This is a genomic window from Lewinella cohaerens DSM 23179 (assembly GCF_000379805.1).
Lineage (GTDB): Bacteria > Bacteroidota > Bacteroidia > Chitinophagales > Saprospiraceae > Lewinella > Lewinella cohaerens.
Window position 1 is genome coordinate 1 of sequence record NZ_KB903573.1, and the last position, 16010, is coordinate 16010.

At 44.7% G+C, this 16010-nt stretch carries 13 protein-coding genes; 6 read left to right on the forward strand and 7 right to left on the reverse strand.

Annotated elements, in window-relative coordinates:
* Both A3EU_RS31520 and A3EU_RS0123095 read right to left on the reverse strand, forming a co-directional pair.
* Nucleotides 1–319 (reverse strand): hypothetical protein (locus A3EU_RS31520; RefSeq protein ID WP_044086466.1); only part of this gene is annotated, 319 nt, incomplete at its 3' end.
* Nucleotides 309–2579, reverse strand: coding sequence for a hypothetical protein (locus A3EU_RS0123095; protein WP_020538570.1), 2271 nt, complete (start codon nucleotides 2577–2579; stop codon nucleotides 309–311). The genes A3EU_RS0123095 and A3EU_RS31520, both read right to left, overlap by 11 nt.
* 200 nt (nucleotides 2580–2779) lie before the next feature.
* Between A3EU_RS0123095 and A3EU_RS31525 the strand changes: the two genes are divergently transcribed.
* The 3 genes from A3EU_RS31525 (at nucleotide 2780) to A3EU_RS31530 (ending at nucleotide 6915) form a co-directional block, all read left to right on the forward strand.
* Nucleotides 2780–3211: a DUF2141 domain-containing protein gene (locus A3EU_RS31525; protein WP_020538571.1), complete on the forward strand. Its 432-nt coding sequence runs from the start codon at nucleotides 2780–2782 to the stop codon at nucleotides 3209–3211.
* Between the two features lie 101 nt (nucleotides 3212–3312).
* Entirely contained in the window at nucleotides 3313–3747 is a 435-nt protein-coding gene (locus tag A3EU_RS0123105) for a hypothetical protein (RefSeq protein ID WP_044086468.1), read from the forward strand.
* 72 nt (nucleotides 3748–3819) lie between these two features.
* Nucleotides 3820–6915, forward strand: coding sequence for a M4 family metallopeptidase (locus A3EU_RS31530; protein ID WP_020538573.1), 3096 nt, complete (start codon nucleotides 3820–3822; stop codon nucleotides 6913–6915).
* An 88-nt stretch (nucleotides 6916–7003) separates the two neighbouring features.
* On the opposite strand, the gene A3EU_RS0123115 is transcribed toward A3EU_RS31530, so the two are convergent.
* Both A3EU_RS0123115 and A3EU_RS0123120 read right to left on the reverse strand, forming a co-directional pair.
* On the reverse strand, nucleotides 7004–7852 hold the full coding sequence (locus tag A3EU_RS0123115; RefSeq protein ID WP_020538574.1) for an Omp28 family outer membrane lipoprotein: 849 nt from the start codon (nucleotides 7850–7852) through the stop codon (nucleotides 7004–7006).
* 57 nt (nucleotides 7853–7909) lie between these two features.
* Nucleotides 7910–9592: a DUF6029 family protein gene (locus tag A3EU_RS0123120; RefSeq protein ID WP_020538575.1), complete on the reverse strand. Its 1683-nt coding sequence runs from the start codon at nucleotides 9590–9592 to the stop codon at nucleotides 7910–7912.
* A 216-nt stretch (nucleotides 9593–9808) separates the two neighbouring features.
* Here A3EU_RS0123120 and A3EU_RS0123125 point away from each other — a divergent pair, with 216 nt between their 5' ends.
* Together A3EU_RS0123125 and A3EU_RS0123130 are read left to right on the forward strand one after the other, a co-directional pair.
* Complete coding sequence (locus A3EU_RS0123125; RefSeq protein ID WP_020538576.1) at nucleotides 9809–10306, forward strand: TlpA family protein disulfide reductase; 498 nt, start codon at nucleotides 9809–9811, stop codon at nucleotides 10304–10306.
* Nucleotides 10307–10429: 123 nt separating this feature from the next.
* A complete protein-coding gene (locus A3EU_RS0123130; RefSeq protein ID WP_020538577.1) occupies nucleotides 10430–10861 on the forward strand; it encodes a peptidylprolyl isomerase in 432 nt (143 codons plus the stop codon).
* Between the two features lie 69 nt (nucleotides 10862–10930).
* Here the strand turns inward: A3EU_RS0123130 and A3EU_RS0123135 are convergent, their stop codons facing one another.
* Nucleotides 10931–11389: a hypothetical protein gene (locus tag A3EU_RS0123135; RefSeq protein ID WP_020538578.1), complete on the reverse strand. Its 459-nt coding sequence runs from the start codon at nucleotides 11387–11389 to the stop codon at nucleotides 10931–10933.
* Nucleotides 11382–11897 carry a hypothetical protein gene (locus A3EU_RS0123140; RefSeq protein ID WP_156825874.1) on the reverse strand — a complete coding sequence of 172 codons (516 nt, stop codon included), beginning with the start codon at nucleotides 11895–11897 and terminating at the stop codon, nucleotides 11382–11384. Before A3EU_RS0123140 ends, A3EU_RS0123135 begins: the two co-directional genes overlap by 8 nt.
* Before the next feature lie 216 nt (nucleotides 11898–12113).
* Between A3EU_RS0123140 and A3EU_RS0123145 the strand changes: the two genes are divergently transcribed.
* A complete protein-coding gene (locus A3EU_RS0123145) occupies nucleotides 12114–13025 on the forward strand; it encodes a hypothetical protein (protein ID WP_020538580.1) in 912 nt (303 codons plus the stop codon).
* Between the two features lie 79 nt (nucleotides 13026–13104).
* Here A3EU_RS0123145 and A3EU_RS0123150 read toward each other — a convergent pair whose 3' ends face one another.
* Nucleotides 13105–14991, reverse strand: a complete 1887-nt coding sequence (locus A3EU_RS0123150) for a DNA topoisomerase IV subunit B (protein ID WP_020538581.1) — start codon at nucleotides 14989–14991, stop codon at nucleotides 13105–13107.
* Between the last annotated feature and the right edge of the window lie 1019 nt (nucleotides 14992–16010).

The window sequence follows — 16010 nt, forward strand, 5'->3', positions numbered from 1 at the left end:
CTACGTCTTCAATGGTCTCAATATCAACTGAAAAAATCTCGCTTGTATCTGTGATTTCAGAAACTCCTATTTCACTAAAGAAGTTAAAATCATCTAACCGAATGGATAAAGGTCGGTCTTTGAGCATCACCTCTTTATCAAAATTTGCAGTGATCCACAAGGTGTCCCCTACGTGTATTGTTTCAGACAAGGGAGTCGTTTCAATGGGGACAATAAGCTCAAGCTCATCGCCGTATTCATCGCCCTCACAGTTGTTACAACCAGTGAGAATCAATGCCCCAATCAAGAATAAGCTAACAAGGAAAAATTTAGTATCCATAAGAATTAAATAAATTTAGATAATCTTGTTCGGTAGTGAGGGGGTTATTTGTTCCGTGCAATCCCCATAAAACATCACGGTATTGATCAACATCAAAGACCAGTGGGTTAAAAGCCTCGTATAACTGTTCGTAAGTAAAACCAGTCACATTGTCTGTAATGTTATTCTGTTCAGGTCTTGTTATTGGAAATTGCCCATTAACGTCCCATAGGTCAAAATACAGACCCTCAGGGATAAAATCAGCATTTGCGGGTAAATCTACATCCCTCCAAAAGAGTAGGCTTTCTCCACGGTTGATATATCGGTTGAACTGTGCATCACCATTGAAGGAGTGATTTGTTCCATACTGCAAATCTGTCATGTAATGCTCCATGGACTCTGCCATCCCCTCCGTCAATTCCGCTCTGCCAGCATTTGCAGAGGAGCCATCACCATAAGGTTTTGCTTGCCCCGTAAAGGAAGTAGCTACCAGGTAATCAACATACCCATCCCACCATTGAGGTCCAAACCGGACGTATTGTGCAACATGAGCGGTCTCGTGGTACATCAATCGCTTGATGGCATCTGAAGGATCATCTTCCCCAAATGGGATAAACATATCTGGCTTTGTCAAATCAAGATAGGTTAAGACGGCAGCTGTTACCGGATTTGCATAAGCAATTGCCCATTGCCCAAGATCAGCAATGTTTATCTGATCGGCATCCATCCGGTGGAACATTGGCGCTGCCGCCAACCGCCCCCCAAGCGTATGAATAAGAATGCGAACTCTGCCGGCCGGCGCTGCCAGGGAAGAGTGGTCGTCAAAGAACTCATGATAGGCATTATTGGTCGTAGCTGCAATAAAGGTCTGTTCTTTCTTACTTGTATTATCAGTGTCATCATCAATAACCAGACACTGCTCGTTCCATACGCGATTATTTCGTCGTATACGCCAATTGTACTTTGCAGGCTTTATGGTAGCATTCCAGAATCGTATTCCTCTAAAAGAACGGATGGTAATACGGTCACTCACGCGATCTTTAAAAACTACTTTGGTTTTAGCCCTTCTTACATTGTAGCGGTTATCAATTTTCCAACAACCGTTATCATCCGTATCGGTATTTCTCCAGATAAAGCCCCAATGGTGTTTGGTGGTTTTTACTTTTACGCGCCTTACCCCTTCTTCTCCCAATTGCGTGTCCGCTAGTGCGATACGGCCACCTGGCTTGCGCGAATCAGCATAAACAAAACAACCACAACGTTCTACCTGCCCCGCAGGAGGACCATTGGTAGTCGTACCACCATCTCCCTCTCCAGGTGGAGGGGCGCAGTCACATATCCACTCAAAATCAGGGAAGGGATTATTAACAGCAACTAAGATGGGAATGCAGCTGGTACCACAGTCTGGCGCTTCATCAAAGCTTGATGTATCCCCAGGTCCACTACCAGGAAAATTTCCAGATGTATTATTATGTAAGCGATTGGGTAAGAAGTCTACTTCTCCCAGGTATCCCAATTTGGTGTCTTTGATGTAGTCCGGAAAGTTGATGCGATCATCATCGCTAAAAGGATTAATGGTTTGTAAAGTTACGGTCTGGCCATTCGGAGAAGGCAAACTTACACAAGTCAAGTCAGCATCATCCAAGCAAGAAGGCCAGGTAGGGCAATCAGGATGACACAGGCCATCTATGGCCTCGTAATACCTTTCGTTTCCAGAAATGACAAAGGCCGTAAATGTTAATCGGGATTCATAGACAGGGATATGCATAGGTTGGATAACTTCATAAGGCACACCTTCAGGAAGCTTTCCACTTGTGAAATGGTCGACGGTAATTGCGCCGTATTCCGGCGACAATACATCATCGGCAAGGGTAGGGTCACGATAATCTTCATCTCCCTGATAGGCTACTGCAAAATGAACCGGTTGGGTCTCGAATTCATAGCCATATGCATCTTCATAATCCGCTATCGCCATGACCTGTTCGCCCGTTTGGGGGAGCAATCTCAAGTAGTAATGGGTGGGCTGTAGGTTTCCTGGCTCGCCCATCAATAAGTCGTAGGCATCATTCATTATCACTAGATCATAAGGGTTCAATAGCTCTTCGCCTAAAATCGTCGCACCAACACCCGATGGTGGGTCAATATTATCATAAGCAGAAAAGGCTAAGATGGAATCATCCTCTTCGGGTAAGGGAATAATATCTTTTTCACAAGAAAAAAAAGCCACCATCAGGCCTACTAAAAAAAGCGTACTGGTTAAATAAATTTTGAGCGTTCGCATATCCTAATAAATTTTCTAATTATCAATTCTAATATCTTTTCTTATCTGTATAAGATTGAAAAAGACGTTTCGTGACATTTTTTTAGGAATATTTTTCAAACACTTAGGGTTTTCCGTGATGTACCTAGTGCTATCGCGTTCAAATGCGGCGTTTGCAACAAAAGAACCTGGTTTTGCGTTTTGTGCGAAAATGATAATTCATGGTTTTACTGTTGCAGAGTTATTTTCTGATGGCCAGCCTCCTCTTGGCGACCGATCCGTTAGAGGTGAGTATTACCAATATTACGGAGGTTAAAGGCTGTGTTCGGATCGCTGTTTTTAAGAATGCAGCTGATTTTGAGGAGGAAAAAAATGCAGTCTATGATGAGGTGATTTCACTTACGTCAACAGCTCCGATTTATCGTCAACTTCCATTGAGTGGACGAGCATCTTATGGAATTGCCTTGTATCATGATGTCAATAACAATGGCAAACTAGACCGCAATACCCTGGGGGTTCCCAAAGAACCTTACGCTTTCTCCAATAACCCCTCCGCAAAGTGGCAAGCACCTACCTTTTCAGAAATTGCCTTTGTTCCCGCAGAGGTGAGTGGCCGCCTTTCATTAAAATTAATGGCTTGGGGAGAACGGTAGTTGTAGACAAGAGGGCAATGTGAAAATCTATTCCTCAATTCCTTTTGGTCGAAGGCAAAAGGCGTATTTTGCGGGTATATTCTTTTACCAACCATCATGGTATGAAAACTATCCTAAACTGCACCTTTCTTTTAACGCTGGCTTGTTTATGCTGGCAATGCAATCGCGTTACTTATACCGCAGAGACTTTCCCAGAGGAAAACTACCTTGCTTTTGGAGAAGGAGGAGGCTTTGCAGGCAGCCTTACTACGCATTATCTATTGCCCAATGGTCAGTTGTTTATCAGCCAAGGCATTGAAGGCGCTAAAATTTCTGATGGGGAAACAGGTAAAAGAAAGGCAAAAAAAATGTTGCAACGCTACCAGGAAGAAATCCAGCCTTACAATTTTCAAGAACCAGGGAATCGTTATTCTTTTTTAGAATATGTTGCTGCTGATACCACTTACGAACAGCAGTGGGGGCGTGCCGGAATGGAAGTTCCAAAAACGATGTTGATGTTTTTCCAGGATTTACAGTTACTCTTACCACAAGAGTAAGTCAAAAGAAGGGTGTTAAAAGAAGCTCTGTGTAGTTTTGATACCCTAGCAATAACCTCAAAAAAAATGAATATGTCTAAGTTATACGCCTCGGTTTCTGTCTTTTTACTGCTGCTATCGGCGACAGCATTGTTGGCCCAAAAGCCTGTCCTTAGCCCACGCCCGGCTAGTGAACGCCACAGCATGGAAGACATTCGTGCCGGGTTTAATTTTGAGGCCATCACCAGCGGAAATCGTTCCCAGAGGGTGAGTGATACTTTCTCTTTACCACTTTCAGGGATGAGTATGCTTGCGCCCAGTCCACTTATTGAACGCTGGCAAGCACAACCTAATGCACAAACAGGCTTGCCTGACTGGATTCAATTATGGGGAGCCGAGTTGAATAACGGCACTCCAGAAGTTCAGCTACAAGCTTGGTTGACGGCGTTGGCTCCCAGTTGGAAACTAGAGAAGCCAGACGAAGCTTTTGTATTACAAAATACGACGACCGAGGAAGACGGTAGGTTACACCTGGTTTATCAGCAATCGGTGGCTGGGGTGCCTATTTATGGCAACGAATTGAGAGCACATTTTACAGATGGCCGGTTGGTCTTGCTACATGGCCGGGTATTACCTACTCCTGTGCTAAATACGACGCCTACGCTGACGGCTGCTGCTGCCTTAGAACAGGCGCGCACCGCTGTGAAGCAGCATACCCGAATTAAGGATTTAAGCGCTAAAGAGCAAGTTTTATTGGGCGGCGATGCAGTTACCCAGGAATTAGTGGTTTACTACCCTGATAATCAATGGCAGGACCCTCATTTGGTATGGTCTGTGATCATTGTTCCTCACTTGGCAGATCGTTGGCAGCTTATGATCGACGCTCATACCGGTGAATTGCTCAACGAACACAATCACGTATGCCATTTCTTGCCACCAAACGGCCCTGAAGTAACAACGGCTACCGATTTGCAAGGCATCAACAGAACGATACATTCTTATGAATTCAATAATAATAACTACCTGATCGACGCTTCGCGAGCGATGTTTGACGCAGCAGGATCTGATATCCCAAATACACCTGATGGTGCAATCTGGACGATTAACGGTAACAATACTTCTCCTGCAAATGATAATTTTAACACCACCCACAATGTATCGGCAGGTAACTTTTGGAATGATCCACTAGCAGTATCTGCTCACTACAATGCTGGTGAGGCTTATCGGTATTTTGAGGAAACCTTCAACCGTAATTCGATCAATGGACAGGGCGGTAATATCGTTTCCTTAATCAATATTGCAGAGGATGACGGTTCTGATATGGACAATGCCTTCTGGAATGGGCAAGCCATGTTTTACGGTAACGGAAATACTGCTTTTACTTCTCCATTGGCTAAAGCATTGGATGTTGCCGGGCATGAAATCTCGCACGGTGTTGTACAAAATACCGCCAATCTTGAATACGAGGGAGAATCAGGAGCCCTCAACGAGTCTTTTGCAGATATATTCGGTGCAATGATCGACCGTGACGATTGGCAAATGGGAGAGGAGGTTGTTAACCCAAGTATTTATCCTACAGGGGCCCTCCGGGATTTATCCAACCCCAATAATGGCGGCAATAGCCTCGGTGATCCAGGGTGGCAACCCGCGCATACGAATCAACAATATACAGGTAGCCAAGACAACGGCGGTGTGCATATCAATAGTGGTATACCCAATCGGGCCTTTTTTCTGCTCGCCAGTGACATTGGCCGTAGCAAAGCTGAGCAAATATATTACCGCGCTCTTACGGTTTATCTCACTCGTTCTTCGCAGTTTCTAGATCTACGAGCATCGGCAGTACAATCGGCGCAAGACCTTTATGGTAGCACGGAAGCAAACGCTGCCATCAATGCTTTCAATACTGTAGGCATAGGTAGCGGTGGCAGTGGTGGCACCCCTACTAATACACAGTCGGATTTGGCCATCAACCCTGGGGATGAATACATTCTGTACACTACAGAGAATAACAACAACCTATACATCGAGACACCAGCAGGTGTTTCTATCGCTGACCCATTGTCAAGCTTAGATCCTTTTAGTAAACCGACGATTACGGATGATGGCAGTTTGATCGTTTTTGTCGCACAAGACAAGACCATTCAGGCAATAATAATCGACTGGGGGACTAATATGGTTCAGACTGTTGCATTAAGTGACAACCCTATTTGGCGCAATGTTGCCATCTCACGAGATGGTAATCGCTTGGCGGCTATAACGGATGACAACGATAACCGACTATTAATTTTTGACCTGGCGACGGATGGGTATCCTGGAGAAGAATTCTTCCTTTACAACCCTACCACTGCTGAGGGGGTAGCCACAGGCGATGTACAATATGCCGATGTACTGGAGTGGGACCATTCCGGAGAGTATGTAATGTATGATGCCTACAATATCATTCCTAGCCAAAGTGGCACATCTATCGACTACTGGGATATTGGTTTCCTACGTGCCTGGAACCGTAATGCAGGTGACTTTGGTGATGGTTTTATCAGCAAACTCTTCAGTTCCTTGCCGGAAAATACCAGTGTGGGCAACCCTACGTTCGCTAAAAACTCGCCTTATATCATCGCGCTCGATTTTATAGACTACGATGCAAACAGCTATTTTCTTTCTGCTGCCAATATTGAGACAGGAGATGTAGGTACCATCTTTGAGAATGGCCGCCTGAATTATCCTAACTATAGTAATCAAGATAATCAAATCATCTTTGATGCCGAAGAAGATACTTTTGGTGATGCGGTAGTTGCCATTGCCGACCTTAATAGCGATAAGATAACGCCTGCTAGTGGCGGCTTTGTCTTTATTAACAATGGCTTTGCCGGCGCCCGCTGGGGCACGTGGTTTGCTAATGGCCAACGGCAGCTGGTACAAACCCTTGATCCTGTTTCGCCAGACGCTTGGGCACAGGCTTTTCCTACTGTAAGCACAGGCCAAATTACCCTCGCTTGGGAGTTGACGTCAGCAGCCCGTTTACAGCTGCAAATTGTTGACTTAGCTGGGCGTGTAGTACAGCAAAATCAATGGGAGAGTGCTACAGGACCAGGGCAGCGTCAGTTGGACTTGGCTGTTTTGGCTGCGGGAAGTTATTTGGTGCAATTACGTGCAGGAGAGCGAGTGTTTAGTCAATTGGTGGTGATTGAGTAGACCTTTTATCATTGTCACTAGCATGAAAAAAGCAGGCACCTTTACAAAGTGCCTGCTTTTTTATTGGGATTCAGTGAGGATGAAATGATTACTCCACCACATCCACCTGATGCGCCTGAATCACGTCTAAAGTGCTACCACCCTGGTGAACAAAAGCCACGATATGGCACTCGTTAGCGTTCCACAAGGTTGGAAGCGTGGTCGTATAGCTGCGACTCACTACCGAGCCAGCCGTGAAGATTTCGCTAAGCGTATTACCATCAAAAGCAGTGATGGCATCCCGTAAAGCATGTTTGTGAACATAGAAAGTGTCGACACCTGCAGGGGTGAGTTGAGGGTCTTCAATATTGCTCTCTGTGATGAAAAGCGTGAGACGTATGTCATCCGCAGTAACATTTTCTTCTACATACAAGTCTACATCAACAGCTAGTTCACGGGTAGTCTCATTGTAAGTAGGGATAATGTCGATTTTTACTGCGGGGTCCCCTTCCAGTTCCTGAGCGATGTAGCCTGGCCAGGTGGATTGTCCAACCTGGCGGCCTTCTTCACCATCGAAGTGTTTGCGATTGACAACCGCCGTTGGATAGCCTAGTGGTTCCTCCAGTAACGACAGCAGGGAGCTACCTATAGGGCTTTCCAGTTCCGAATCACTCTCTGGATAGGGAAAAGCAAAAAATCCAGCATGGATAGAAACAGCTACCAACTGCTGCCCATAGGTGTTGAGTAAAACCTCAATCGCTTCACTGCCCGCAGGGCAATTAACACAGCGCACACCAGTAAACTCCTCAATCAGTACCTGTCGCATCTGATCTTCAACAGGGACATCATCAGTTGGCCCATCACCGCCTGGGTTCAGAACCGGAGCCACCTCATCACAGGAGAAACTGAGTAAAATAAACAGTGCTAAAACCGTAAAGGAAAAATATTTTTTAAGCATGATTGCTGATTTTATTTAAAATTTTATCGAATCATTTTCTTTAGCGTCGTTCCGATACTAGAAGCTGGTGTTCGCAGAGAATTTGACTCCACTGAAGGCAGGCTCTAATCGGCAAATTCCTCCTGTACAAACAACACCTTCTACTTGCTTGACGTAACTGAGTGCCAGGCGGGTTGGGCCAGTGGTGTAATAAACATCGAAACGAGGGTAGTGCAATGACTGCTTTTCGCCACTGTCATCGACTGGTGAATTCTTGCCCGGATCAATATTGAACATATCAGAGGCCGTCAGCGTCCAGTTGCGTCCTAGTGATACTTCAATGAGGCCGAACACCCAGTCGCCGTAATCCTGTTTGGCACCTGCTTTTTCATCATCACCAGTAAGCATGTACTGTCCTTCAAAACGTACATTATGACTGCGGTCTAGTTTATAGACGAAATCAAAATAAGGAATGACTGTTTCTACAATTGGTGCTTGTGGTTTAAACTCATAGCGTTCTTGATTGTAATTTTGAACCTGAACGCCGCTAGTGAGTTTCCACAATTTCTTGTGCTTGTATTGTACTTCCGTAAAAACTTCGCGATAGAGTTTTACACCATCCAGGTCATCAATGTGAGAGTAATTAGCATTGAAGCTCACCTTGCGGTTGGGGGCATAGCTAACATCTACTTGATAAGCCAATTCTGCCAAATCCTGGGTGGCCGCATTGTAACGTGCCGTCAGGCGATAGGTGTTGATGCGTGCCATCGGCGGTAAGAAGTTGATGAGCCCTCGATTGAGCTGAGATTGTGGCCGTGTACGGAAGCTAAAGTTTTCGGTTCGCTTCGCTTCCAGGGTAATGCCCCATTTGGGAGGAGCAATACTCAAGCTGCTGTAGAGTACAGTACCTGCTTCGCTGATGAATTTGTCGCCGATGGTGATATTGTCTCCGCGCTGAATCTCTCCGAAAGGATCGTTCATGGCATCCTCTGTCTTATAAGCTCCTTCTACATACCACGAGAAGATACCTGCCGAGAGTGTGTTGTAAAGTGTAAAAGCGTAAGAGTTATAGTTTGGAATAAATAAATCCTCAGTAGGATAAGTATTAAGTGTCGCTACCAAACTGTTCATACTGGCATCATCCAATGTACGGGCTACTACCCCGAAACCGGGAGCCAATGACCAAGTACCAAGGGAGTCGCCCTGAACGTATCCTTCGATATTCAGGCCACGAATGACAGAGCTGTAGGTGTCAAACTGCTGCTTTTGACGCCCGGTAAACCCTTTGATATTCCAGTTGTCGGAAAGTTGATAATCTACCTTTAAACCGTACAGCGCATTGTCAATCAGTAGTGGGCGTTGCTCAAAAGAACGGAAAATAATACCACTACCCACTTGGTCATAAATGTAACCGGCTTCAAAGCCAAGCTTCTTGATACGCTTCCGAACGTACCACATCCCAATACCTTGGTCGGTATAAGAGCCAGTAGGGTTGAGGAGGTTCGAGTTGTTGAAAAAATCATAACGCAGGCCAATATCAAAACCCCAATTGCTGTAATTGAGGTTCAACCAACCTTCACTACCAAATAATTGGCGATCATATTGGGGCGTATTTGCTGCTCCAATAAGTGAGTCGCGAACAAAGAAATTGGCATTGGTTTCCAAGCTACCAGATAATCGGCCACCCTGTTCTTGTGCCGAGAGGGTGGAGGAAACCCAAAGACTTCCTAAGATAACGATAATGTAGGCGTAGCATTTCATGTTTAGCGGTGGTTTCGTTTTGTTGCTTTCTGTTAAAGTAGACTTAAAGTCAGCTAAAATACGCTTTAATAGCACTTAATGATGGAGCTTTGGTGTTACAAATCGGCTATCTTTGCGTCGAAATAATAAATTTCAGGCAATAATGCGGACTAGAATCCGGCTGGCCAAAATTTTCTTCAAGTTAGTCTTTCATCCAACAACAAAAAAATACCACCGATGCGTTTATTGACCTTCCTTACGTTGGTTTTAGCTTTTAGTTGCACCAACCACCTTTTCGGACAGCAAAAAATTGCTTCTGCCAACATTAAGACCCTTCAAGGGGAAACCGTTGATTTGGCGGACATTATCAAAGAAAAAGACCTTACGGTTATCAGCTTTTGGGCTACTTGGTGTAAACCATGTCAGGCAGAACTAGATGCTATTGCTGATTTGTATCCTGATTGGCAGGACGACTTAGGCGTTCAATTGGTAGCCATTACCATCGATACTCAGCGCCAGTTGAGCAAAGTACCTGGTATACTGAGCACCAAAGGTTGGGAGTACAATGTGTATTCTGATGCCAATAACGTGTTGAAAAACCAGTTAGGTTTTCAAGCGATTCCTCAGACTTATGTTGTAGACAGTGAAGGAAACATCCTCTACAGTCACTCTGGCTACTCTGCTGGTGATGAGTATGATCTGGAGGACAAATTGAAGGAGCTAGCAGACAAGTAATTAATTTTAGAGCGTGTATCTTCGCGTTCGAAAATATTAAAAGGTGTTCTTCTGGATGGCTTTCGCCTGAAATAAGTCCAGTAGAACGCCTTTGTTTATTACAGAATATAATAATTGTCGAATATGACTGCTGAAATTCATACTGAAAAAGGCCTGATGAAGGTAGAGTTTTACGAAAAAGATGCTCCAAACACGGTAGCAAACTTTGTGAAATTGGCCAAAGAAGGCTTTTACAATGGCCTGACGTTCCACCGCGTAATCCCTAATTTTGTGATCCAGGGAGGTTGCCCCGATGGACGTGGCTCTGGTGGCCCAGGTTACAAAATCGATTGTGAACTAGATGGCGACAATCAGTTTCATGACCGTGGTGTCCTCTCTATGGCGCACGCTGGTCGTAACACTGGCGGCTCACAGTTTTTTGTGTGCCACAGCCGTGATAATACGGCGCACCTTGACCGCAACCACACCTGTTTTGGTCGCGTCGTCGAAGGGCTGGATGTTATTGATGATATCCGCGCCGGTGACAAAATGCTAGAGGTGAATATTATTGATTAATGATCGTTTTCTAACAAGGAAAAAATAAAGTATCCCGAATGCTACAGTAGTAGTGTTCGGGATGTTTTTTTATGAAAAATGATCAATAATATCTTGATGTATTTCCTTTTCTTCTTTGGATAGCCAAGGAAAGATATCCACACTGCTGAAAAACAATAGCCCGACGAGGGGAAGGCCAATAGCCGCAAAAAGGAAAATCATTCCATCGGCAGGATCATTTGTGAAGCTGTCGATGATGGCCAGCGAGCTAACAATAATAACGGCTACCCCAAGGATGAAGAGAATCGTCATCATCGTAGCAGCCCATCGCTTTTTCTTTAGAAAACCTATTCCTCCGATGATGGATGTAATTGCAATCAAGCTAAAAGCGGCAATCATTAGGAGGTCTTCCGTACTGTAATTGTAATCAAACGATTCGTAATAGGTGGGTTGCTTTAATATTTGCGCGGTTATCCCCAGAAAAATCCCCGCGATACAAAGACAAAAGAGAGCCGCAATTACTTGCGTAGGAATTCGATGTTTAAGCATTGTGCTGATCTTTAGGGGAGGTGAATTCTTGGTCTAGAATAGCATATCCTGCGTCTTCTTGTGAATAGCTATGGAAATAAGGCAGGACCCACTGTGTATTGTTGAGAAATAGCAATGCACCTACAACCAGACCAAGTACGGCAGCTGTAATTCCGGTGAAAATGATGGGAGCATTACTGAACCGAAAGGTATTAGAAGAAAGTACCACCAACCAAGATATGCCGGCGATAATAAAACCAAATTGCATGAGATAGCGTGCCCAGCGTTTGTGGAACATTAACCCCAGGGCAGCAGTCATCAGAAAACCACCAATGGACAAGAAAATGCAGAATCCTAAAAAATCTTCCCAAGACCAGTTGCTGAAAGAAAAAACGGTTTCCTCTAAGGAATAGTCATAACGATAGACATCGTCTATCATAATTTGTCCGGCAATGCTTAAGCTAAAGAAGCTTATGGCTAAGACAAAGCAGCTAAAGATGGTAATGGGGTGAAGTTGGTTCTTGAACAAGAGTGCGGCGTTTTTTGCGTAATATTTAAGTGGCTTAACCCCTCTAAAATGGTAAAATTTCTTCATCTATACACAATTCTGTTAAAATGTTAACGTTTTGGGTGCGAGAACATCATCATCATTTTAAATGCTTTGTGACGACAAAAGCAAAGCAACGATTGGATTTAATTATTTTTGCAAGAATAATTTTCCATCTTCAAACTGCTTAACACTATTATGGATTCAAAAAAAGTATTAACCGCGGTAGTCGTGATTTTGGCCTTGGCCCTACTCGGCTCCCTTATCTGGGGTTTTGGTAAAAATTCTGATGCCAAAGAACTTCAGGCTGACAACACAGAAGTAAACGAAGCGCTGGATGCTATGACTTCCTTGCGTGACAACCTCGCTCGTGAGGTAGATAGCCTAGCTGGAGAGTATGACCTCCTGGCTTCGGAAAATGTAGAATTAAATGGCCAGTTGGCAGGCACTCGTGATGAGTTGTCCAGTGCTCAGTCGGCTTTGAGCCGCGCCAAGCGTAATGCTGCTGCTGAAATCAATGAACTGCGTGCTCAGATTGAGCAATTGACCGCCGCACGTGGCGACTTGCAGGGATCAATCACAGCTTTGGAAGACGAAAATGCTAACCTGAAGCAGCAAATGGGCATCCTGGAAACAGACTTGGCTTCTTCACGTCAGCAAAATGATGAGTTGACGACCATGGCGACTTCTATGGAAGGAGAGATCAAGAAACTGACTTACGAAAACTTCAAGGCTACCGCTTTTCAGATTACGCCGCAGGTTAAGAATGGTAACCCAACCTCTAAGTCTGGCCGCGCACGCCAGATTGCTGTGAGCTTTGACGTTGCTAACGTGCCAGCAGAATTCCAGGGCGTTCGTCCAATCTACTTGGTAATCACTGACGAGAAAGGCACGCCAATCCCACGTACAGATTATATTTCTACGACAGTTAGCCTCAACAATAAGCCACAAGATATTCAGGCAGTAGAGGCTCGGGAAGAAAACATCGGCGCCAGCCAGCGCATTGAGTTTACCCACAACCTGGAGGAGAAGCTTGACGAAGGATACTACCGTGTCAGTATTTATACCGACATCGGCTTATTAGGTTCTTCTAACTTCCGCATGCGGTAGAAAGAATCCCCCCCTTAAAATAAAAGTAGTTATTACCTGCTTTGGGTACGGAATTGGTTTTCCGTACCCATTTTTTGTTTTACGCGACCTCTGCGACTTTGTCTTCTTCCTCAATGTCATCTTTCTCTACGCGTAGGTTATCAATGATAAATTCCTGACGCTGAGGCGTGTTTTTACCCATGTAGTAAGATAGGACTTGCTCCAAATCGGTGTTTTGGTCGATGACTACAGGGTCCAGCCGGATATTTTCGTTGATAAAATCCTTGAATTCTCCAGGAGATATCTCCCCCAATCCCTTAAATCGGGTGACTTCGGGTTTGCCACGTAGTTCATTAATGGCATCTTGCTTCTCCTTTTCGCTATAGCAGTAGAAGGTCTTTTGCTTATCGCGCACCCGGAAAAGAGGGGTGTCCAGAATGTACAAGTGACCTTGGTAAACGAGGTCAGGGAAAAACTGGAGGAAAAAAGTAAGCAAGAGCAAGCGAATATGCATTCCATCGACGTCTGCATCGGTAGCGATAACCACCCGGTTGTAACGCAGGTCGTCCATTCCGTCCTCTATATTGAGAGCGTGCTGGAGGAGGTTGAATTCCTCGTTTTCATAAACGACTTTTTTGGTCAGATTGAAGGTGTTGAGGGGCTTACCTCGCAAACTGAATACTGCCTGAGACTGTACATCTCTGGCCTTGGTGATGGAGCCACTAGCCGAGTCTCCCTCTGTGAGGAAGATAGTACTGGCCAAACGTAGCTCTTCGCTGGTTTTACGGGTGCCATCACTAAAGTGGATTCGGCAGTCGCGTAGTTTTTTATTGTGAAGATTGGCTTTTTTCGCGCGCGAGTTGGCCAGCTTCTTGATACCTGCAATTTCTTCCCGTTCTCTTTTAGATTGGAGAATACGCTTTTCCAGTGCTTTCGCTGTTTCGGTATTCCTGTGGAGAAAGTTATCTAATTTTTCGTTGAGGAAATTCTTCAGGAAGGTACGTACCGTTGGGCTATCAGGGCCCATGTCGGTAGAGCCCAGCTTGGTTTTGGTTTGCGATTCAAAAATAGGGTCTTCCACCTTTACACTTACTGCTGCTGTGATGGAGCCCAAAATATCACGTCGATCATAACTTTTACTGAAATGCTTCTGGATGGTATCTACTACAGCTTCTTTGAAAGCATTCAAGTGAGTACCGCCTTGGGTGGTGTGCTGCCCATTCACAAAAGAATAGTATACCTCGCCGTATTGGCCACTATGGCTGAGTGCTACTTCCACGTCTTCTCCCTTGAGGTGAATAATAGGGTAGCGCAGATTATCGACGTTGGTCTTGCGTTCCAGTAAGTCTAGTAAGCCATTTTTACTAACGAGGGTCTTACCGTTGAAAAGAATCTTCAGGCCAGCATTGAGGTAAGCATAATTCCATAGCTGGTTTTCTACATAATCAGGGCGGAATTTGTACTTTTTGAAAATTTCCTCATCAGGACGAAAGATAATAAGGGTGCCGTTTTCGTCTTTGGTTTTGCTGATTTTATGGTCCTTGGTGAGGACACCTTGGTCAAATTCGGCAACTTTTGCCTTACCTTCACGTACTGCTTGTACCAAAAAATGACTGGAAAGTGCATTGACCGCTTTAGTACCAACCCCATTCAGTCCTACTGATTTTTTGAAAGCTTTTGAGTCGTATTTACCACCCGTATTGATTTTCGATACACAATCGATAACCTTACCCAGTGGGATACCCCGCCCAAAATCTCGGATACTTACCTGGCCTTCTTCAATTTTTACTTCTATTACTTTTCCATGTCCCATCACATATTCGTCGATGGAGTTATCAATGACTTCTTTGACTAAAATATAAATACCATCATCTGCCGAAGAACCATCACCAAGTTTACCGATATACATACCGGGGCGAAGGCGAATGTGTTCTTTCCAGTCTAACGAACGAATATTATCTTCGGTGTAGGATACTTCTTGTGCCATAGCGAATTGTCAGCAGCTTTTTTGAGTCTGTTAAAATGAAAAGTAAGAGCTTGTTGGGAAATTAAGCCCATAAAGAAAACAAAAGGAGGCGTAACGTATTAAACTATTAAGTGCCCGTGCTATTGGTATGGAAACCGATTTGCGGGAACTACAAATTTAACAAAATTGAGGTTATTTTTACAAACAATTTGTTAATAATTGTATGTCGATCTAATTTTTTGCGGTATGCGATATAAAAATCAATTGAATCATCCGGCGCTGCTTCCACTTTGGAAGAGCGTGGATCGTGATTGGTTTTTACAGCTTTGTGCGATTCTGTTGATGTTGACCTTTGGTTTCTTGCTAGTCTTGTGGGGAATGCAGCCTCATCTGCTGGTACTCTTTCTGGGGATGATGGTCGTAGCTACTGGGGGATACCTATGCTGGCGTCATTTTCATCGACCTTCCGCACTGGAACGACTTCAATACCGGCTTTACGATGAGCCCGGCTCGGTGGTGTGGGTATATAGTGTTGTTCATCAGCATCATCCTTTTGGTTTGCAGATCAAGGAAAGAGGTATTATGTACTTTAAATTTTCAGATGGTGACGAACAATCAGTTTATTTGCCGCCGGACAAGATGAAACTGATTAGCAAAGTATTGAGCAGGGCTTTGCCTNATACTGTTTTTGGGTATACCAAAGAAAGAGCTGCTCAGTATGAGAAGAACCCCCGTTTTGTTGAGTAGAGGGTGCTCATTGCGTTTACGTGGGTGTTCTCCCGACTTTTTAGTCGGGAGAACAACACCGCGAACAACACCGCGAACAACACCGCGAACAACACCGCGAACAACACCGCGAACAACACCGCGAACAACACCGCGAACAACGTGAGCACCGACATGAGCGCGGCGAATACCTATCCTGGCCAGATCAACAGCGGAACGTGGGTGTATTCTGCCGTTCGCTTACTTTGGCTACGGTGGAAGAGCTCTTGAAAGAAATTACGGCGTGGGCGCACCAGTACTTGTAAGTCGATATG

Bases quoted from the DNA above. Each gene is read 5' to 3' on its own strand.
- A3EU_RS0123095 (WP_020538570.1), bottom strand. From the start codon at position 2,579: ATGCGAACGCTCAAAATTTATTTAACCAGTACGCTTTTTTTAGTAGGC.
- A3EU_RS0123130 (WP_020538577.1), top strand. From the start codon at position 10,430: ATGACTGCTGAAATTCATACTGAAAAAGGCCTGATGAAGGTAGAGTTT.
- A3EU_RS0123145 (WP_020538580.1), top strand. From the start codon at position 12,114: ATGGATTCAAAAAAAGTATTAACCGCGGTAGTCGTGATTTTGGCCTTG.
- A3EU_RS0123120 (WP_020538575.1), bottom strand. From the start codon at position 9,592: ATGAAATGCTACGCCTACATTATCGTTATCTTAGGAAGTCTTTGGGTT.
- A3EU_RS0123135 (WP_020538578.1), bottom strand. From the start codon at position 11,389: ATGCTTAAACATCGAATTCCTACGCAAGTAATTGCGGCTCTCTTTTGT.
- A3EU_RS0123115 (WP_020538574.1), bottom strand. From the start codon at position 7,852: ATGCTTAAAAAATATTTTTCCTTTACGGTTTTAGCACTGTTTATTTTA.
- A3EU_RS0123125 (WP_020538576.1), top strand. From the start codon at position 9,809: ATGCGTTTATTGACCTTCCTTACGTTGGTTTTAGCTTTTAGTTGCACC.
- A3EU_RS0123150 (WP_020538581.1), bottom strand. From the start codon at position 14,991: ATGGCACAAGAAGTATCCTACACCGAAGATAATATTCGTTCGTTAGAC.
- A3EU_RS0123105 (WP_044086468.1), top strand. From the start codon at position 3,313: ATGAAAACTATCCTAAACTGCACCTTTCTTTTAACGCTGGCTTGTTTA.
- A3EU_RS31530 (WP_020538573.1), top strand. From the start codon at position 3,820: ATGTCTAAGTTATACGCCTCGGTTTCTGTCTTTTTACTGCTGCTATCG.
- A3EU_RS31525 (WP_020538571.1), top strand. From the start codon at position 2,780: ATGGTTTTACTGTTGCAGAGTTATTTTCTGATGGCCAGCCTCCTCTTG.